Origin of the sequence: Brevibacillus sp. LEMMJ03 (assembly GCF_007197875.1) — a bacterium.
GTDB lineage: Bacteria > Bacillota > Bacilli > Brevibacillales > Brevibacillaceae > Brevibacillus > Brevibacillus thermoruber.
Genome location: NZ_VKJN01000004.1, coordinates 312,081 through 332,086 on the forward strand (window position 1 = coordinate 312,081; position 20,006 = coordinate 332,086).

The 20,006-nt window shown below is 58.1% G+C and carries 19 protein-coding genes; 18 read left to right on the forward strand and 1 reads right to left on the reverse strand.

Annotation, left to right across the window (positions count from 1 at the left end; translation table 11 throughout):
- Window positions 1-8: 8 nt before the first annotated feature.
- From FOI68_RS07835 to FOI68_RS07905, 15 genes are all read left to right on the forward strand, one after another.
- Window positions 9-278 carry a DUF3243 domain-containing protein gene (locus FOI68_RS07835; RefSeq protein ID WP_029099025.1) on the forward strand — a complete coding sequence of 90 codons (270 nt, stop codon included), beginning with the start codon at window positions 9-11 and terminating at the stop codon, window positions 276-278.
- 122 nt (window positions 279-400) lie between these two features.
- Window positions 401-1,180 carry a DUF3388 domain-containing protein gene (locus FOI68_RS07840; RefSeq protein ID WP_029099026.1) on the forward strand — a complete coding sequence of 260 codons (780 nt, stop codon included), beginning with the start codon at window positions 401-403 and terminating at the stop codon, window positions 1,178-1,180.
- Window positions 1,181-1,192: 12 nt separating this feature from the next.
- Window positions 1,193-2,101 carry a helix-turn-helix domain-containing protein gene (locus FOI68_RS07845; RefSeq protein WP_029099027.1) on the forward strand — a complete coding sequence of 303 codons (909 nt, stop codon included), beginning with the start codon at window positions 1,193-1,195 and terminating at the stop codon, window positions 2,099-2,101.
- A gap of 112 nt (window positions 2,102-2,213) precedes the next feature.
- Window positions 2,214-3,560: a 30S ribosomal protein S12 methylthiotransferase RimO gene (rimO, locus tag FOI68_RS07850; RefSeq protein WP_143862793.1), complete on the forward strand. Its 1,347-nt coding sequence runs from the start codon at window positions 2,214-2,216 to the stop codon at window positions 3,558-3,560.
- Window positions 3,561-4,136, forward strand: coding sequence for a CDP-diacylglycerol--glycerol-3-phosphate 3-phosphatidyltransferase (pgsA, locus tag FOI68_RS07855; RefSeq protein WP_029099029.1), 576 nt, complete (start codon window positions 3,561-3,563; stop codon window positions 4,134-4,136).
- Between the two features lie 142 nt (window positions 4,137-4,278).
- Window positions 4,279-5,520 carry a competence/damage-inducible protein A gene (locus FOI68_RS07860; RefSeq protein WP_143862794.1) on the forward strand — a complete coding sequence of 414 codons (1,242 nt, stop codon included), beginning with the start codon at window positions 4,279-4,281 and terminating at the stop codon, window positions 5,518-5,520.
- A 6-nt stretch (window positions 5,521-5,526) separates the two neighbouring features.
- Window positions 5,527-7,113: a DEAD/DEAH box helicase gene (locus FOI68_RS07865; protein WP_029099031.1), complete on the forward strand. Its 1,587-nt coding sequence runs from the start codon at window positions 5,527-5,529 to the stop codon at window positions 7,111-7,113.
- Window positions 7,114-7,273: 160 nt separating this feature from the next.
- A complete protein-coding gene (gene recA / locus FOI68_RS07870; protein ID WP_029099032.1) occupies window positions 7,274-8,332 on the forward strand; it encodes a recombinase RecA in 1,059 nt (352 codons plus the stop codon).
- Window positions 8,333-8,440: 108 nt separating this feature from the next.
- Window positions 8,441-9,082 (forward strand): regulatory protein RecX, encoded by a 642-nt coding sequence (locus FOI68_RS07875; protein ID WP_143862795.1) that lies wholly within the window; start codon window positions 8,441-8,443, stop codon window positions 9,080-9,082.
- Window positions 9,083-9,358: 276 nt separating this feature from the next.
- Complete coding sequence (gene rny / locus FOI68_RS07880; RefSeq protein ID WP_035298299.1) at window positions 9,359-10,897, forward strand: ribonuclease Y; 1,539 nt, start codon at window positions 9,359-9,361, stop codon at window positions 10,895-10,897.
- A gap of 175 nt (window positions 10,898-11,072) precedes the next feature.
- Window positions 11,073-11,867 (forward strand): TIGR00282 family metallophosphoesterase, encoded by a 795-nt coding sequence (locus tag FOI68_RS07885; protein ID WP_029099035.1) that lies wholly within the window; start codon window positions 11,073-11,075, stop codon window positions 11,865-11,867.
- A 117-nt stretch (window positions 11,868-11,984) separates the two neighbouring features.
- Window positions 11,985-12,245: a stage V sporulation protein SpoVS gene (gene spoVS, locus FOI68_RS07890; RefSeq protein ID WP_003385776.1), complete on the forward strand. Its 261-nt coding sequence runs from the start codon at window positions 11,985-11,987 to the stop codon at window positions 12,243-12,245.
- Between the two features lie 148 nt (window positions 12,246-12,393).
- On the forward strand, window positions 12,394-13,335 hold the full coding sequence (locus tag FOI68_RS07895) for a dipeptidase (RefSeq protein WP_029099036.1): 942 nt from the start codon (window positions 12,394-12,396) through the stop codon (window positions 13,333-13,335).
- A 194-nt stretch (window positions 13,336-13,529) separates the two neighbouring features.
- Complete coding sequence (locus FOI68_RS07900; RefSeq protein WP_143862796.1) at window positions 13,530-15,308, forward strand: 2-oxoacid:acceptor oxidoreductase subunit alpha; 1,779 nt, start codon at window positions 13,530-13,532, stop codon at window positions 15,306-15,308.
- Window positions 15,280-16,146, forward strand: a complete 867-nt coding sequence (locus FOI68_RS07905) for a 2-oxoacid:ferredoxin oxidoreductase subunit beta (protein ID WP_029099038.1) — start codon at window positions 15,280-15,282, stop codon at window positions 16,144-16,146. Before FOI68_RS07900 ends, FOI68_RS07905 begins: the two co-directional genes overlap by 29 nt.
- An 84-nt stretch (window positions 16,147-16,230) precedes the next feature.
- On the opposite strand, the gene FOI68_RS07910 is transcribed toward FOI68_RS07905, so the two are convergent.
- Entirely contained in the window at window positions 16,231-17,268 is a 1,038-nt protein-coding gene (locus FOI68_RS07910; RefSeq protein WP_035297398.1) for a YkvI family membrane protein, read from the reverse strand.
- Window positions 17,269-17,320: 52 nt separating this feature from the next.
- Between FOI68_RS07910 and FOI68_RS07915 the strand changes: the two genes are divergently transcribed.
- From FOI68_RS07915 to FOI68_RS07925, 3 genes are all read left to right on the forward strand, one after another.
- Window positions 17,321-18,070, forward strand: a complete 750-nt coding sequence (locus FOI68_RS07915) for an MBL fold metallo-hydrolase (protein ID WP_143862797.1) — start codon at window positions 17,321-17,323, stop codon at window positions 18,068-18,070.
- Window positions 18,071-18,095: 25 nt separating this feature from the next.
- Complete coding sequence (gene mnmM / locus FOI68_RS07920; RefSeq protein WP_044898233.1) at window positions 18,096-18,659, forward strand: tRNA 5-(aminomethyl)-2-thiouridylate-methyltransferase MnmM; 564 nt, start codon at window positions 18,096-18,098, stop codon at window positions 18,657-18,659.
- A gap of 204 nt (window positions 18,660-18,863) precedes the next feature.
- On the forward strand, window positions 18,864-19,973 hold the full coding sequence (locus FOI68_RS07925) for a YheC/YheD family endospore coat-associated protein (protein WP_143862798.1): 1,110 nt from the start codon (window positions 18,864-18,866) through the stop codon (window positions 19,971-19,973).
- Window positions 19,974-20,006: the final 33 nt, after the last annotated feature.

The following is a 20,006-nucleotide window of genomic DNA, read 5'->3' on the forward strand; positions in this document are numbered from 1 at the left end:
AATAGTACATGTCGGTTCTCGACAATTTCCGCGACTGGAAGCAATTTCTCGGCGAGCGCGTAGAGCAGGCCAAACAGGCTGGCATGGAAAGCGACACCATTCAAAATGTGGCGTATCAGATCGGCCATTACCTGGCCGGTCAGGTGGACCCGAAAAACGATCAGGAGCGCCTGCTGAAGCAGTTGTGGGACGCCGGCGACGAAGAGCAGCAGCGCGCGCTGGCATCCATGATGGTCAAGCTGGTGGAGAACGACGCCGGCCCCAACCAAGGCAGCTAACTGCACTGAAATCCCCTTTCCACGGGGATTTTTCTTTTCCGTCCGAATCTCTGATTGTCGATCGTTCGGAACGTGATATACTACATACGAAGAGAAAATTGGCTGTCGGAGAGGATAGGGGCATGGAAGCGAAAAAAGAGTGGTACATGGAATACGAAATCTCCAAAAACCGGCCCGGTCTGCTGGGGGATGTCGCCTCCATCTTGGGGATGCTCAACATCAATATCGTGACGATCAACGGTGTCGACAACATGCGACGCGGCATGCTGCTGCTGACGGATGACGACGAAAAAATAGAGGTACTGCGCAACGTTGTGCTAAAAATGGACAATATAACCATAACGAGGCTGCGGCCGCCGACGATGCTGGACAGACTGGCGGTTCGCCACGGGCGCTACATCGAGCGCGACAGCGAGGACAAAAAAACGTTCCGGTTCGTGCGCGACGAGCTGGGGCTCTTGGTCGACTTCATGGCGGAGATTTTGAAGCGGGAGGGCCACCAGTTGATCGGCATCCGCGGCATGCCGCGCGTCGGCAAAACCGAGTCGATGATCGCGGCCAGCGTGTCGGCCAACAAGCGCTGGACGTTCATCTCCTCCACGCTGCTGCGGCAGACCGTGCGCAGCTCCCTTGCCGTTGATGAGATGACGACTGATCATGTATATTTAATAGATGGAATTGTGTCGACGCTGCGCTCCACGGAGAAACATCACGCGCTGCTGAGGGAAATCATGAACTTCCCGGCCGCCAAGATCATCGAACATCCCGATATTTTCGTCCGCGAGTCGGAGTACGAACTGTCAGATTTTCACTACATCATCGAACTGCGTCAGCATCCGGACGAAGAGATTACATACGAGTTGATCAACAACCGCGGCTTCGACCATTTCGACATGAATTAAGGAGGGTAAGCTGTGTCTGAGCTAGGTCAAGTACTACAAAGGGCCCGCGAAGAAAAAGGGATCACGCTCGACGACATCCAACGGATCACCAAGATCCAGCGGCGATATTTGGAAGCCATTGAAAGGGGCCATTTTCACGTACTCCCTGGCCACTTTTACGCACGGGCTTTCGTCAAGAGCTACGCGGAAGCCGTCGGTCTTGATCCGAACCACATCATGAGTCACTTCCAGGCGGATCTGCCTGCCCAACCTCCGCAGGAACAAGTGGAACGGCTGCGCCGCCGCCGGGTGGCGTCCGCCAACAACCCGCTGCAGGCCGGCAGATGGCTGACCAAGACCTTGCTGGTGCTGTTTATCGCGCTGATCATCGGGGTGATCTACATCGCTGTCGTCAACAGCGGGATGAACACCCAGCCGGCGGTGCCGGGGGGGAATCTGTCGTCAGGCGCGGAAATCGTCAATCCGGGCCAGAGCGGCACGCCGACGCCAACCCCTTCGCCGCAGACCCAGACGCCCAGACCTCCCGCCACCGTTACGGAACCGGCTCCCGATTCGACCGCGGCCGTCCCGGAGGTTCCGAGCGGCGAGCAGCAGGCGACGGTCACGTTCGAGTCGCAGCAGGGGTCCCTGTACAAGTACACGCTGAGCGGCGGCGGCGACAAGATCACGGTCAAACTCAAAGTCGTCAACGACAAATGCTGGTACGGGGTGTCCGAGGCGAAGGGCAAGAAATACGTCAAAGAGGGCACGTTGAAGAAAGACGAGGAAGTCGTCGTCGAACTGGGCAAGACGGCGTACATCCGTCTGGGCAAGCCGACGGTCGTGGAGATGACGGTCAACGGCGCGCGTGTAGACACGTCCAACATGAAATACATGCCGTCCAACGTCGTCGTTACGATGGCACCATCCGTTACCCAATAGGCAAGCGTCATGCTTGCCTTTCGTACTTTCTTCACTTTTGACACTCCGTTGCGGCTTATATTATACTGAATAGGTGTAATCTGGGCAGGTGTGACCAATTGGAGGAAAACAGATGACAGAGAAGGTAGGCTCACGTGAAAAAGTAGCGATCGTTACGCTGGGCTGTGAAAAGAATCTGGTCGATTCGGACATGATGGCCCATCTGATAGATGAAAAAGGCTACGAACTGGTCGATAACCCCGAAGAAGCAACGGTCGTCATCGTCAATACCTGCGGATTCATCGACGCCGCCAAGGAAGAATCGGTCAACAAGATTCTCGACATGGCGGAGCTGAAGGAATCCGGCAAGCTGAAATCGCTTGTCGTGGCAGGCTGTCTCACGCAACGGTACAAAGAGGATATTCTAAAAGAGATCCCGGAAGTGGACGGCATTGTCGGAACAGGCGATTTTATGTCGATTACGGACATTATTGCTGAATCGCTCGCGGGCAAGCGGCCCGCCTATGTCGGCAATCCCGTCTTCACTTACGAGGAAGTGGTCAAACGGAAAGTGAAGGCAGGGACCTATTCCGCCTACATCAAGATTGCGGAGGGCTGCGACAACGCCTGTACGTTCTGCAGCATTCCGCTGATGCGCGGAGGATTTCGCAGCCGGACCATCGAATCGATCGTGGAGGAGGCAAAACACCTCGCTGCGCAGGGGATCGTGGAGATCAGCCTGATCGCGCAGGATTCCACCAACTACGGCACCGACATTTACGACGGCAAGCACATGCTGCCCGAGCTGCTGAACCGGTTGGCCGAGGTGGACGGGATTCAGTGGATCAGACTGCACTATGCGTACCCCGGATTCTTTACAGACGAGCTGATCGAGGTGTTTGCGACCAATTCCAAAGTGTGCAAATACGTTGATATGCCGCTGCAGCACTCCGAGGATCATATCCTGAAAAAGATGCGCCGCCCCGGCCGCCAGCGTGATGCCCGCGAACTGGTGGCGAAGATTCGCGCCCGCGTTCCGGACGTCGCCCTGCGAACGTCCCTGATCGTCGGCTTCCCCGGCGAGACGGAAGAGGACTTCCAGCGCCTGTGCGAATTTGTGAAGGATGTGAAGTTTGACCGGCTGGGCGTCTTCACCTATTCGAACGAAGACGATACGCCGGCGACCCGTCTGCCGAACCACGTCGACGAGGAGACCAAGGAAAAACGGGCCAACATCCTGATGGAGATTCAGCGGGAAATCGCCGCCGAGCGAAACGGCCGCTTTGTCGGACAGGTGCTGGACGTGCTCATCGAGCGGTACGAAGGGCGCAATGACATCTACGTCGGCCGCACCCAGTACGACGCTCCGGAGATTGACGGCGAGGTGTTCGTCACGGGATACAAGGGCGAACTGGGCAAAATCGTGAAGGTGAAGATTACGCACTCCTACGAATACGACTTGGCCGGGGAGGTAGTCTAGGTGAATCTCGCCAACCGCATCACCCTCGCCAGGATCTTCCTGGTGCCGGTAGTCATGTTTTTTCTGCTGGTGCGTTACAACATCGGGACGTTTACCATCGGCAGCGTGTCGATGACGTACAACGAACTGATTGCGGCATTGGTGTTCATCCTGGCGGCCAGTACCGACGGTCTGGACGGCTATATCGCCCGCAAACGCAAAATCGTGACCAACTTGGGGAAGTTCCTCGATCCGTTGGCGGATAAGCTGCTGATTTCCGCGGCGCTGATTTCGCTGGTGGAAATGCACCGGCTGGAAGCGTGGATCGCCATCGTCATCATCAGCCGCGAGTTTGCCGTGACCGGTCTGAGACTGGTGGCAGCGGCGGAAGGGCAGGTAATTGCCGCCAGCGCATTGGGCAAACTAAAAACATGGGTGCAGATCGTGGCCATTACTGCGGTGATGGTAAACAATTTTCCGTTTGAGATTTTCGGCATTCCCTTTGATGAAGCGGCGATATGGGCAATGGTGGTGATTACCCTGTACTCCGGGTATGACTACTTCGCCAAGAATCGCAACGTCATCCAATACTCGTAAGAAACGGGTATTGGTCTTCTTTTCTTACCGTATCAGACAGGAAAACCGTTCGGGGACGGCCTGACGATGCGGCAGGAAAAGCTTCGCCGGATGGGCTTCGACGGCAGCGTTACTTTATTTCCAAAGAGAGTGGATGAGGGGCATGAGAGCGGAGATTATCGCGGTGGGAACGGAACTTTTGCTTGGGCAGATCGCCAATACGAACGCCCAGTATCTCTCCCAGAAGCTGGCGGAAATCGGCGTTGGCGTCTATTTCCACACGGTGGTGGGGGATAATGCCGAACGGCTGGTAAGCGTGATCCGCCAGGCGGCGGCTCGGTCCGATCTGATCGTGTTCACCGGCGGACTGGGACCGACCCAGGACGACTTGACGAAAGAAACCGTGGCGGAGCACCTGGGCGTCGGGTTGACCACCGATCAGGCGGCGATGGAGCGGATCGAGGCGTTTTTTCGCCAGCGGGGCATCACGATGACGGAGAACAACCGCAAGCAGGCGCTGGTGCTGGCGGGCAGCCGCGTCTTCCCGAACGATCACGGCATGGCGCCCGGCATGGCGGCGCAGCGCGACGGACGCACCTACGTGCTGCTGCCGGGGCCGCCTAGTGAACTGTACCCGATGGTAGAGAAATACGTGATGCCGTATCTGATCGGGCTGAAGCCGGAGCAGCAGGTGTTTCACTCGCGCGTGCTGCGCTTCTACGGCATTGGCGAATCGGCGCTGGAGGAACGGCTGCTCGACTTGATCGAACGGCAGGACAACCCGACGATCGCCCCGTACGCCAAGGAGTTTGAAGTGACGCTGCGGATCACGGCCAGGGCGGCGAACGTGGACGATGCGGAGCGGCTGATTCAGCCCGTGGAGAGGGAGATTCGCGAGCGGTTGGGCGAGTACATCTACGCGACGGGAGAGACGTCGCTGCACGAGGTGCTGGTGGACGAACTGAAGCGCAGGAGCGCGACGATCGCCTGCGCGGAGAGCTGCACCGGGGGAACGGCCGCCTCCCTCATCACATCCGTACCCGGCAGTTCCGCCGTCATGCGCGGCGGAGTGGTGTGCTATACCAACAAGGCGAAGCGGCAGCTGCTCAACGTGCCGGAGGAAGTCCTGGCAGGGGAAGGGGCCATCAGCGAGACGACGGCCCGGCTGCTTGCCGAAAACGTCAGGACGACGCTCGGCGCGGACGTCGGCATCTCCGTGACGGGGGTGGCCGGCCCGGATTCCTCGGAAGGCAAACCGGTGGGATTGGTCTACGTCGGCGTCGCCGTGGAAGGGCTGCCCACGCTGGTCAAGGAGCTTCGCCTCGCCGGACGACGACAGGCCATCGTCGGCCGGGCGGCCAAATTTGCGCTGTTTTACGCGCTGCAACGACTAAAAGAAAGGTGACAACACATGACGATTTTTTCTGATTTTCCTTTACATAAATCCATTCTGCAAGCCATTTACGACATGGGCTTCGAAGAGCCGAGCCCGATCCAGGCTGCCTGCATCCCGAAAGTGCTGGAGGGCGGGGACCTGATCGGTCAGGCGCAAACGGGTACGGGGAAAACCGCCGCTTTCGGCATTCCGCTGATTGAAAAAGTGACGCCGGGCAACCGCGTGCAGGCGATCGTCCTGACGCCCACCCGCGAGCTGGCCATCCAGGTGGCGGGCGAGCTCTTGCGCATCTCCAAGTATAAAAAAGTCCGCACCCTGCCGATCTACGGCGGACAGTCCATCGGGCACCAGATCCGTGCGCTCCGCCAGGGCGTCCAGGTCGTGGTCGGGACGCCCGGCCGCGTGCTTGACCACCTGCGCCGCAAAACGCTGAAGCTGGAGCACGTGCACACGCTGGTGCTGGACGAAGCGGACGAAATGCTGGACATGGGGTTCATCGACGACATTGAAACCATTATCAACCACCTCCCGGAAGACCGTCAGACCCTGCTGTTCTCCGCGACCATGCCGCCGGAAATCAAGCGCCTGGCGACCCGCTACATGAAACAGCCGCAGACGATCGCCGTCAGCCGCGAAGAAGTGACCGCTCCGCTGATCGAGCAGGTCTACTACAAGGTGTTTGAACGCAACAAGGTGGAAAGCCTCTGCCGCATCCTGGACAGCGAAGACGTCGAGCTGGGGATCATCTTCTGCCGCACCAAACGGGGCGTGGACGAACTGACCGAAGTGCTGCAAGCGCGCGGTTACCTGGCCGACGGCTTGCACGGCGACCTGTCCCAGGCGCAGCGCGACAAGGTGATGAACGCCTTCCGCGAGGGCTCCATCGAGCTGCTGATCGCGACCGACGTGGCGGCGCGCGGCATTGACGTCGGCAACGTCTCCCACGTCATCAACTACGACATCCCGCAGGATTCCGAAAGCTACGTGCACCGGATCGGCCGTACGGGCCGCGCCGGCCGCAAGGGCATTGCCATGACGCTGGTGACGCCGCGCGAGATGCGCCAGATGATGTTCATCCAGAAACAGACCAAAGCCCAACTGATCTGCCGCAACGTGCCGTCCCTGGAGGAAGTGGCGGAACGCAAGCAGGAGCAGCTGCGGGAACAACTAGTCAACCTGTTGGAGAGCGATGGCGTGGCCGACATGTACGTGAAGGTGGCCAACTCGCTCATCGGACAGTACCCGGCGGAGAAGATCGCCGCTGCGGCGCTGCACCTCGCGTTCCACACCGAGATCGGCGAGTCGGAGGAGACCGAGGTCTACAACTTCGGGGAGACCGGCGCCGCCAAGGGGATGGTGCGCTTCTTCCTCAACGTGGGCCGCAACGTCAACGTACGCCCGCAGGATCTGGTGCGGGAGATTTCCGAGTCCGTCGGAATCCCCGGAAAGGCGGTCGGCCGCATCGACATCTTCGAGAACTTCACCTTCGTGGAGGTTCCGGAAGAAGTGGCGCCGTTCGTCTACGAATCGCTTCGCCAAACGCGCATCAACGGCAGACGGATCAACCTGGAGCCGGCAAAGCCGCGCGCCAAGCGTTCCTGATACCGACAGCCGACAGAGGCCGTCACGTTCCGTTTTCGGGGCGGACGGCCTCTTTTCATCATGCGAATATTTGTTCGCAAAAAATACTTGGCAAACGCTTCTGTCTCGATGTATGATGAAGACAAGCAAATCAGTTACGAGTTGAAAGGGAGTGTACCATTTGTCAGATCGTCGCGCTGCTTTGGAAAGTGCATTGCGTCAAATAGAAAAACAGTTCGGGAAAGGATCCATCATGAAGCTGGGGGACATGGCCAACGTTCAGGTTTCCACCGTCTCCAGCGGAGCGCTCGCCCTCGACATCGCCCTGGGTGTGGGCGGATTCCCGCGCGGCCGGATCATCGAAATCTACGGACCGGAATCCTCCGGTAAAACGACGGTTGCCCTTCACGCCATCGCCGAAGTGCAGCGCCAGGGCGGACAAGCCGCGTTTATCGACGCAGAGCACGCGTTGGACCCGGTCTACGCGGCAAAACTGGGCGTAAACATCGATGAGCTGCTGCTCTCCCAGCCTGACACGGGCGAGCAGGCGCTGGAAATCGCCGAGGCGCTGGTGCGTTCCGGTGCCGTTGACATCATCGTCGTGGACTCCGTAGCCGCGCTCGTGCCGAAAGCAGAGATTGAAGGCGAAATGGGCGACTCCCACGTGGGGCTGCAGGCCCGCCTCATGTCGCAGGCGCTGCGCAAACTGTCCGGGGCCATCAACAAATCGAAGACCATCGCCATCTTCATCAACCAGCTCCGCGAGAAAGTGGGCGTCATGTTCGGCAATCCGGAGACGACGCCGGGCGGACGCGCGCTCAAGTTCTATGCGAGCATTCGACTGGACGTGCGCAAGGCGGAAGCGATCAAGGTGGGCAACGACGTGATCGGCAGCAAGACCAAGATCAAGGTCGTGAAAAACAAGGTGGCGCCGCCGTTCAAAACCGCCGAAGTGGACATCATGTACGGCGAAGGCATTTCCAAGGAGGGCAGCATCCTCGACATCGGCGCGGAGATCGATGTGATCCAGAAGAGCGGGGCATGGTACTCCTTCAACGATGAGCGTCTGGGCCAAGGACGGGAGAACGCCAAACTCTTCCTCAAGGAAAACCCGGAAGTGGCGGCGCAAATCGAAGCCAAAGTGCGCGAGTATTTCAGCCTCAATCCCAACTCCATCCCGAGTATGGAGCCGGTCAACGATCCGGAGCAGGATGAGGAACCGGTATTTGATTTCGAGTAATCGCTTGACAGCCTGTCGCCCTGACAGGCTGTTTGATGTTCGAACCCCCGCCCGGCGCAGACGTGCTGCGAGCCGGGCGGGGTTCGCCGTAAAGGGGGGAGAGGCGCGATGAAAAGCGGCCGGATTACCGCCGTTCACCGCGACGCGAAAAACCAGCATCGCTATCATATTCAAATCGGCGACGAGGTCGTCTTTTCCGTCCATGAAGACATCCTCGTCAAGTATCAGCTTTTGAAGGGAACGGAGCTGGACGAGGCGTTCTGCCGGGAGGTGCTGCTCGCCGAAGAAGAGCACAAGGCCTACCTGTTGGCACTCCGCTATCTGGGCATCCGCCCGCGGACGAAAAAGCAGGTCGCTTCCTATCTCCGGGAGAAAGGGTATGCGGCGGACGTGGCGGATGAAATCTGCCGCCGCATGGAAGAGCAGGGCTATCTGGACGATGAGCGGTTTGCCCGGCAGTGGGTGGACGAACGGCTGCGGCTCAAGCCGCGCAGTCCGTACATGATGCGGATGGAACTGCAGCAGCGGGGAATTGACAGCGACACGGCGGATGCGGCCGTGCGCGCCGTCTCACGCGAGGATGAGCTGGAAGCGGCCCGCAGGCTGGTGGAAAAGAAGCGGCGGCACCGGCAAGGGCCGCCGGAACCGGACGAGGAGCGAAAGCTGCTGGCGATGCTGGCGCGCAAGGGGTTCTCCGGCTCAATCGTGCAGCAGATTCGCCGCGAACTGCGTGAGGACGGCGGGTCATAGCATTTGCAGTTCTTGACAATTCTTGTTCACAAATAATAAAATAGATTTGTATTTACTTGGTGCATCATACCTTTTCGCTGATTTGATCGCTCGTTGCCAGTGTAACAACTGAACACCCGTACGAACCTGTGCGGATTCAGCGGACCGAGTAAAATCGGTCTTGTTTTTTAACTATACCGGAGCGAAACAACAGCGACACGCCATGAAAAACGAATGTTTGGAAAGCGGGGAGATGTCTTACCACAAGGAGGTGAAACAAAAGAGCCTATGGCCATTATGGATCCGATTGTACTGATCGTGCTATTCGCCGTGCTGATTGTCGGTTATGGTGCCGGCTACTTCACGCGCAAATCCATTGCGGAGGCGAAGATCTCCAGCGCCGAAGAAGCGGCGCGGCAGATCGTCGAAGAAGCCAAACGGGACGCCGAAGCCGTCAAAAAGGAAAAGGTGCTGGAAGCCAAGGACGAGGTATTCAAACTGCGCTCCGAGGCGGAAAACGAACTGCGCGAACGCCGCAACGAAATTCAGCGCCAGGAACGCCGCATCCTGCAGAAGGAAGAGGCGTTGGACCGCAAGATGGAACAACTGGAGCGCAAGGAGGACGAACTGGCCGAGCGCGACAGAACCATCGCGGAACTGCAAAGCAAGGTAGAGCACTTATATAAAGAACAAGTGGCCGAGCTGGAACGCATCTCCGGACTGACCCAGGAAGAAGCCAAGAACATCATCCTGACCGATGTGGAGAACACCGTTCGCCACGAAATGGCGGTCATGATCAAGGAGATCGAGACACAAGCCAAGGAAGAGGCGGACAAGCGGGCACGCGAGATCATCACCACCGCCATCCAGCGGTGCGCGGCCGACCATGTGGCGGAGACCACCGTTTCCGTGGTTACGCTGCCGAACGATGAGATGAAAGGCCGCATCATCGGACGCGAAGGACGCAACATCCGCGCGCTGGAAACGCTGACCGGCATCGACTTGATCATCGACGACACGCCGGAAGCGGTCATTCTGTCCGGCTTCGATCCGATTCGTCGGGAGATCGCCAAAACCGCTCTGGACAAGCTTGTTGCCGACGGACGCATCCACCCCGCCCGCATCGAGGAGATGGTGGAAAAAGCGCGTCGGGAAGTGGATGAGCGCATCCGCGAATACGGCGAGCAGGCGACGTTTGAAACCGGTGTTCACGGCCTGCATCCGGATTTGATCAAGATTCTCGGCCGTCTGCGCTACCGGACCAGCTACGGGCAAAACGTCCTGAAGCACTCGATGGAAGTGGCCCACCTGGCCGGACTGATGGCAGCCGAACTGAGAGAAGATGTCAAACTGGCCAAACGGGCCGGTCTGCTTCACGACATCGGCAAGGCCATCGACCACGAAGTGGAAGGTTCCCACGTGGAGATCGGCGTGGAACTGGCGAAGAAATACAACGAGCATCCCGTTGTCATCAACAGCATCGCGTCCCACCACGGGGATACCGAGCCGACATCCGTCATCGCGATGCTGGTGGGAGCGGCTGACGCGCTCTCTGCCGCCCGGCCGGGAGCCCGCCGCGAAACGCTGGAGACGTACATCAAGCGGCTGGAAAAGCTGGAGGAGATCTCCGAGTCGTTCGACGGCGTGGAAAAATCGTACGCGATTCAGGCCGGCCGCGAAATCCGCGTGATGGTGCAGCCTGAGAAGATCGACGATGCGGAAGCGGCGCGTCTGGCACGCGACATTACCAAACGAATCGAAAACGAACTTGACTATCCGGGTCACATCAAGGTGACCGTAATCCGTGAAACGCGGGCAGTCGAGTATGCAAAGTAAAGTGGCTTACGGCCACTTTACTTTTTTGCGCGAAAGAAAGGAGAACGGTGGGAAGCCTGCCGGTCCGTTCCGGACCGAACCGCTTTCCGACCAGGTTCAGCGTCGTGGGGAGTTCTCCATGTACGTTTTTCTTCGGTCATCCGGTCGTGTATACTAGAGGAGAGGTGAAAAGCCAATGAAACTGCTGTTTATCGGCGACATCATGGGTGCGCCCGGGCGGGACATCGTGAAGGCGTATCTGCCGCTGCTCAAGCGAAAATACCAGCCGACCTTTCTGGTCGCCAACGGGGAGAATGCCGCCCACGGCAGGGGCATTACCGAGAAGATTGCCAAGGAGTTGTTTGAAGGCGGCGTTCAGGCGATCACCCTCGGCAACCATGCCTGGGACAACAAGGAAATCTATGAGTTTATCGACAGCGAACCCCGTCTGATCCGCCCCGCCAACTTTCCCGCAGGTGCTCCGGGACAAGGGATTACATACATCAAACAGCCCGAAGGCGAACTGGCCGTGATCAACCTGCAGGGCCGTTCCTTTTTGCCGCCGCTGGAGTGTCCGTTCCAGACGGCCGACAAACTGGTGGAACAGGCACGCAAGCGGACCAAATACATATTTGTCGACTTCCACGCCGAAGCCACCTCCGAGAAACAGGCGCTCGCCTGGTATCTGGACGGCCGCGTCAGCGCGGTGGTGGGGACACACACGCATGTGCAGACCGCCGATGAGCGCGTCCTTCCCCAAGGCACCGGCTTCTTGTGCGACGTAGGCATGTGCGGTCCGATGAACGGCATCCTCGGGATGGAACGGGAAGCGGTCATCCGCAAGTTTCTCACCCAACTGCCCGTTCGCTTCGAAGTGGCGGGAGAACCGGCCCAGTTGAATGCCGTGCTGATCACGTTGGACAAGGCGACCGGCCACGCGAAAAAACTGGAGCGAATCAGAATTGACGACGACCACCCGTTTATGGAATAATAAGAACGAGATTTGAATTTTTCGAATCTTTGCTGCGCATAAGCAGGAATTTTTCGGGGTTATGCGAATATCATTCTAATAATGACAGGTATCCTATCAGACGGGAGGTTCAAAAGGATGGAAGTATTAAAAGTTTCAGCAAAGTCTAACCCCAACTCCGTTGCTGGTGCCCTTGCCGGTGTTCTGCGCGAACGCGGCGCCGCCGAAATCCAAGCCATCGGCGCTGGGGCGCTTAACCAAGCTGTGAAGGCAGTAGCTATCGCACGAGGATTCGTAGCGCCGAGTGGAGTTGACCTGATTTGCATTCCAGCCTTTACCGACATCGTGATTGATGGAGAAGAGCGCACAGCGATCAAGCTTATCGTAGAACCCAGATAAATCGATGTGGAATACGACTTGACCGGCCTGTTTGTTCGTTGAATGAACAGGTTTTTTTCGTTTGTGAAGGGACAAAAATCGAGAGCGCCTGCCGGTGCCCTCCGTCATGGGCCCTTCGATTCCAGAAAACAGAAACGGGGAGAAACGGATGTTCAAGATTTTTGATGCGCACTGCGACGTATTGTCCAAGCTGTGGCAGCAGCCGGAACTCGACTTTTACCGCGAAGACGAACGGCTGCAGGTAAGTTATCCCGAAATGGTGAAGGGAAACGTGGACATCCAGGTGATGGCCTGCTACGTTCCCAGCCATGTTCCCTACGGCCGCCGTTTTCAGGCCGTGCTGGAGATGCTGGACCTGTTTCACGAACGCGTGGCCAGCGGCAAGATTCGCGCGATTCTCAGCCGCGCCGATTTGGATGCGTGCGTATTAAAGGAAGAAAAAGGGGCTATTCTGTTTGTAGAAGGCGCGCATGCCCTGGAGGAAAGCCTCGTGCAGCTAAGGACCTGGCACCGTCTGGGGCTGCGGGGGATGACGCTGACGTGGAACCACAGCAACGCGGTTGCGTCCGGATGCCATGAGCCGCATCCGGGGGGCCTGACCTTGTTCGGACGCAAGGTCGTCGAAGAGATGAACCGGCTGGGCATGATCATCGACGTGTCGCACGTGGCCGAGCCCGGCTTCTGGGACACGCTGGAACTGTCCAAGGCGCCGGTGATCGCTTCCCATTCCAACGTCAGACGGCTGTGCGACCATCCGCGCAACCTGACCGACGACCAGATCAAGGCGCTGATTGCCAACGGCGGCGTGATGGGACTGACGTTCGTCGACTTTTTCGTCACGGCGGAAAAGCGGACGGTCTGGATTGACGACCTGCTGCGCCACCTGGATCACGTCTGCGCCTTGGGCGGTGTGGATCACGTCGGGTTTGGCTCCGACTTTGACGGCATTACCGAGACGTTTGGCGACCTGACCCGGGCAGGAGACTACCACAACCTGGTGGAGGCGCTCCTGAAGCGCTACAAAGAGGCGGATGTAAAGAAATTTGTGCGTGAAAACTGGTTGCGTGTTTTCCGAAACGTGCTACAATAATAAGCGAGAACATTAATGTACCAAGTTCATCGTTTTATTCAGATCAATACTAATTTGAGTAAAAGCACTTGCATTTTTGCATAGCTCGGACTACAATTGGTACAGTCTATGCACAATTTTGTCACATCTTATCGGAACCTGTCGGGTAAGGTGGGGCAGCTTTTTCTCACAGTCACTGAAGGGGTGGAATCTGAATGATTAGTCAACTTTCCTGGAAAGTTGGAGGACAGCAAGGGGAGGGTATCGAGAGTACCGGTGAAATCTTCTCGATGGCGATGAACCGGATGGGATACCATCTGTACAGCTATCGCCACTTCTCTTCCCGGATTAAGGGTGGACACACCAACAACAAGATTCGTGTGAGCACCAAACCGATGCGCGCCATTTCCGACGATTTGGACATCCTCGTCGCGTTCGACCAGGAGACGATCGACTTCAACGCGCACGAACTGCGCGAAGGCGGCATCATCATCGCGGACGCGAAATTCAACCCGAAACTGCCGGAAGGTTTGAAAGCGGTTCGCTTTTTGACGGTTCCGCTGACGGAAATTGCCGACGAGCTGGGAACGTCCCTGATGAAGAACATGGTGTCCATTGGTGCGTCTGCCGCAATCCTCGGCATTCCGGTGGAAAGCTTCCGCAACATTGTTGAAGACATGTTCCTCCGCAAAGGCGAAAAAGTGGTGGAAAAGAACATGGAAGCCATTCGCCGCGGATTTGACTACGTCAACGAACTGACGGGTGGACAACTCCCTGAATTCCAACTGGAGAAGGCTGACGGTCAAAAGCAGCTCTTCATGATCGGCAACGATGCGATCGCACTTGGCGCACTGGCAGCGGGTTGTCGTTTCATGCCGGCTTACCCGATCACCCCGGCTTCCGAGATTATGGAATATCTCATCAAAAAACTGCCGAAGTTTGGCGGTACCGTTATCCAGACCGAAGACGAAATTGCGGCCATCACCATGGCGATCGGCGCCAACTACGGCGGCGTGCGCGCCATGACCGCTTCCGCCGGCCCGGGTCTGTCCCTGATGATGGAAGCAATCGGTCTTGCCGGTATCACTGAAACACCGGTTGTCATCGTGGACACCCAACGCGGCGGTCCGTCGACCGGTATGCCGACCAAACAAGAGCAATCCGACGTCAACGCCATGATCTACGGTACGCATGGCGATATTCCGAAAGTGGTTATCGCGCCGAGCACGGTGGAAGAGTGCTTCTACGACACCGCCGAGGCGTTCAATATCGCGGAAGAATTCCAACTGCCGGTTATCGTGTTGACCGACCTGACACTGTCGCTGGGCAAACAGACGGTAACGCCGTTTGACTACAGCAAGGTGGAAATCCGCCGCGGCAAGCTGCTGGCTGGACAAGAACTGCCGCCGAAAGAGCAAAACGACTTGTTCAAGCGCTACGAAGTGACCGAAGACGGCGTTTCTCCGCGCGTGCTGCCGGGTCAAAAATACGGCCTGCACCACGTGACAGGGGTCGAGCACGATCAAACCGGTCGTCCGTCCGAAAACGCCGCAAACCGCGTGCAGCAAATGGATAAACGGATGCGCAAGCTGGACGGCGTGCTGAAATCCTTCAAAAACCCGATCACCTTCGACGCTCCTCATGAAGAAGCCGATGTGCTGATCGTGGGTATCAACTCCACCATCGGCACGATCCAGGAAGCGAAAGGTCGTCTGGAACAAGAAGGCGTAAAAGTGAACCATGCACAAATCCGCCTGATCCATCCGTTCCCGGCCGAACTGCTGAAGCCGTACGTGGAAAAAGCAAAAAAAGTAATCGTGGTGGAACACAACGCGCAGGCGCAGGTGGCCAACCTGATCAAACTGCACGTTGGACACGCAGAAAAAATCAAATCCGTGCTGAAATACGACGGAAACCCGTTCTTGCCGAAGGAAATCTATACCGAAGTTAAGGGGCTGATTAAACATGGCGACTATGAAAGAGTTTCGCAATAACGTAAAGCCGAACTGGTGCCCGGGCTGTGGTGACTTCTCCGTACAGGCGGCCATTCAACGCGCCGCTGCCAACGTAGGCCTGGAACCGGAACAACTGGCGGTCGTTTCGGGTATTGGATGCTCCGGTCGTATTTCCGGCTACATTAACTGCTACGGATTCCACGGCGTACACGGCCGCGCCCTGCCGATCGCGCAAGGGCTGAAAATGGCAAACCGCGAACTGACGGTTATTGCCGCCGGCGGTGACGGCGACGGTTTCGCCATCGGGATGGGCCACACGGTTCACGCCATTCGCCGCAACATGGACATCACCTACATCGTGATGGACAACCAAATCTACGGTCTGACCAAAGGGCAAACCTCTCCGCGTTCCGCGACCGGTTTTGTGACCAAGTCCACACCGGCCGGTTCCATCGAGTCGGCGATCTCGCCGGTTGAGCTGGCGCTGTCCGTTGGCGCGACGTTTGTTGCCCAATCCTTCTCCAGCGACCTGAAAGGCTTGACCGAACTGATCGAGATGGGGATCAAGCACAAAGGCTTCTCCCTGATCAACGTGTTCAGCCCGTGTGTCACCTACAACAAGGTGAACACTTACGACTGGTTCAAGGAAAACATCGTACCGGTGGAAACCATCGAAGGGTACGATCCGCATGACCGCATCAAGGCCATGTCCTACTCCATGCAGTACAAAGGCCTGATCACCGGTCTGATCTACCAAAACACCGAACAAAAATCTTACGAGCAGCTGGTTCCGGGCTTCAAGGAAGAAGCGCTGGCCAACCAAGACCTCCGCATCTCCGACGAAGACTTCGCCAAACTGGTTGCGGAATTTGCGTAAGCAGCACAAACGAAAGCGAAAAACCTCTCCCGCGCGGAGAGGTTTTTTTGTCGGGGATGTTGTCCATGCGCGGCCCGGCAGCGTTCAGATGGAGCGGTTCCACACCTGGCGGATAAACAGCATGAACAAAAACAGCACGACAAGCTGGCCAAACAGCGGATAGAGGAAGCGCAAAAGCGGCCCGAATCCGATGAAACTGACGGCGTAGCAGACGAGCAGGATGCCGAACACCACCACCGGTCTTCGCAGGCGGGTCGCCTTTTTCAACTGTTCCGACAAGCCGAAGACATTGGCGGCCAGCGTCGAAAAAATCTCGGCGTACACCAGCAGGGAAAAGAGAAACGGAATCCCTTTGCCCACGCTCTGCAGGAGGGCGATCATCGGCATGTCCGCTTCGCCGATTCCCGGCATTCCCACCGACAGGGAGGCGTACGCCAACAGCAAGAGGACGCCGATGCCTGTTCCTCCCAAAATGCCTCCCCAAATCAGCGGTCGTTCGCTCTCGCTCTGCCTGCCGATCGGCACCAACACCGCTTGTGTCAGCGACACGTTTAAGGCAACATAGTAGAGAGGAGAGCTGAGCCAGACCCACGGACGGATGCTCTCCACCTGCGGGCCGCTGTCGTTCCACGGCTGCGTGTACAGAAACACGAGAAAGGTGAAGCCGATCAGCAGGGGAACGAAGAGACTGTTGACCGAGTGAATGGCAAACAATCCTTTTCGCGCCACGAGAAAGATCATCAGCATGCTGAGCCAGATGCCCACCTGCGGCGACAGGCGGAACGATTCCCAGAAGATCGCTCCCGTGGCGGCCAGCATGACGGACGTGGTGCCGAACAGGACGGTAAGCAGGAGTGTGTTGAACAAGGTGCCGATGGGCCGGCCGAACAAGTAGGTGCTCACGTCCTGATACGAGTCGGCCTGAATCCGGTAGGCCACCACCATGATGCGCACCCCCGCCCACACGAACAGCAGCGAGGCGAGCAAAATGCCGATGAAGCCCTGCGTGCCGTACCGGACAAAAAATTCCACGATCTCTTTTCCCGAGGCAAAACCGGCGCCCACCACCGTACCGATATACGTAAAGGCGATTTGCAGTGCGGCTTTCCATGATTGCTGCATGTCAAACCTCCTGTCCCACTTAGTTCATTCTATGAAAGGAAGCGATGTGAATATGCTGGTTACCGTGTTGGGCTTTCAGTCGCCGTATCCGGGTCCCGGCGGCGCCACTCCCGGGTATCTGGTGCAAACTGATCACGCCACCCTGTTGCTCGACTGCGGCAGCGGCGTGCTGGCCAAGTTGGGAGAGATGCTCCCGATTTACAAGCTGGATGCGCTCCTGGTGTCCCATTTTCATCACGATCATGTGGCCGATGTCGGGGTTCTGCAGTACGGATTGATGGTCCATCAACTGTCTGGCGAGCGCTCTCCCGATCAGCCGCTGCCGATCTACGCGCCGGGACAGCCGGCGGAAAAAGCGGCAGGGCTCACCTACCGGGAAGCGACCCGCCTGGTTCCCGTAGACGAGAGTTCGCATGTGACGGTGGGGGACGTGCGGATCAGCTTTCTTCGCACGGACCACGGAAATGGGGACCCCTGCTATGCCATGCGGCTGGAAGCAGGAGGAAAAACGCTGGTAAACGGGGCCGACAGCGGACCGGAGACGCCGTGGGATCCGTTTGCCCGGCAGGCCGATCTGTTTATTTGCGAGGGAACTTTCCTGGAGCGTAACAAGCCGGCGCAGCCCAACGGTCACCTCTCCGTGCGGCAGGCGGCGCAGGTGGCGGAAACGCTGGCCTGCCGGTCGCTGTTGATTACCCATCTGTTTCCTGCATACACGGAGGAGGAAGTGCGGGCGGAAGCGGATGCGTACCGGACGGGGACGTGTTACATCGCCCGGTTCGGCCTGCAAATCCGGCTCTAATGCAAGACGAGAGGAGTGATTGGCGTTGTTCCCCAATGTATTGGAAGTAGCACGAAAATTGATTCGCGAACGCGTCGGCGAGGGAGAGACGGTCATCGACGCGACGATGGGAAACGGCAACGACACCCTGTTCCTCGCCCAACTGGTCGGGGAAACGGGGAGAGTCATCGCCTACGACATTCAGCCGCTCGCCATGGAAAAGACCCGGCAGCGCCTGGAGCGGGAAGGAGTGCTGCAGCGGGTTCAGCTTCAACTGGCCAGCCACGAAGAGATGGCCAACCTGGATGTTTCCGCGGGGGCGATCATGTTCAACCTCGGGTACCTGCCCGGCGGTGACAAGGAAATCACGACGCAGGCGGTCAGCACGGTCCGGGCGATTGAAGCGGGGCTAAAGATCCTGCGGCCGGGCGGGATCATGACCGTGATGATTTACTGGGGCCACCCTGCCGGCCAGGTGGAAAAAGAGGCGGTGGAGGCGTACTGCCAGACGCTCAGTCAGTTGGATTATCTGGTGTTGAAGTACCAGTACATCAACCAGCAGAACCAGGCGCCGTTCCTGCTGGCGATTGAGCGGCGGCCGGTTACCTAGAAGCGCGTCATTGCGTTTCCCGGGCAAGCGCAGAATGCGACAGCGGTGACGACGCGCGAAAAATCGTGTCGCCCGGCTGTCGGACGGGTGCGCCCCACCGGCTCCATTCCCCTGTGTTGTGCCGCGGATGAGCAAAAATAGGCACGCGCTTGCCGCGTGTGATTCATATCAATAGGATGAGGAATGGCAGCAAGGGGGATAACCGTGGACCGAGTTGGCATCATGTTGGATTGGGCTGTCATGCAGAGCGGCATCAGAGGCGACAAGTCTTACGAACGTCTTCCCTATTACGTGGAGATTGGAAAGGAACTGGGAATGGAGCCGGTCTTTTTTCATCCGCGCCATGTGCGGTCCGGCGGACAGATGGTGCTGGGCCACTTTTGGAACGGAAGCCGATTGGTTCCCCGGCTGGTGAAGGTGCCGAGGGTGATCCACAACCGCGTGCTGACCGGAGACGGCCGGGCCCGGGCCACGATCCGCCGGCTGAGCAGGACGCGCACCGTGTTTAACGGTCTGGTGGTGAGGGACAAATGGAAGGTGCACCAGATGCTGTGGAAAAATCCGGCCATCCGCGCCTATTTGCCGCATACGGTTCCGTTCACGCCAGAAAAGCTCCAGACCTTTTTGGACCGGTACCGGACGGTGTACGTCAAACCGGCGATCGGTTCGGTGGGGATTGGCGTTGTCCGCATTGAACGGCACGGAGACGCCTACAGGTTCATCGCTTCCAGACGGAAGAGAACCTTTTCCCGCAAGAGGCTGATGGCGGAAGCGGCCAGGTGGGTGGGAAACAGGCGGTTTTTGGTTCAGCAGGGGGTGCCGCTTGCCCGCTACCAAGGCAAGACGTTTGACATCCGCGTGTCGGTGCAGAAGAACGGAGAACGGGAGTGGACGGTAAGCGGACTGGTGGCCAAAGTGGCCAACCGGGCAAACAAATTGAGCAATCTGGCTCGCGGCGGACGTGCCGTCCCCTTGTCGCAGGCCCTGGAGCCGCTGTTCACCGCCGAGCAGCAGAAAGAGGTGGTCGAGCGGATTAAACAGGCGGCTGTCGAGATTGCCAGACAGTATCAACACCACTTTCCGTCGCTGGCCGATCTGGGAATGGACATGGGCATCGACAGGCAGGGCCACCCGTACCTGATTGAGGTAAACGTGCGGGATCAGCGGTATTCGTTTTACAAAGCGGGAGAGCTGGCCATGTTCAAGCAGACCTACCGCCATCCGATGGAATACGCCCGCTCCCTGCTTGCCGAGAAGGGGAGGGGCAGGCGGATACGTCCGCAAAGCAAGCAGACCTGGGCCGGAGTGGGCTAGGTCTGCTTTTTTCATGCGCAGAGGCGGAAATCA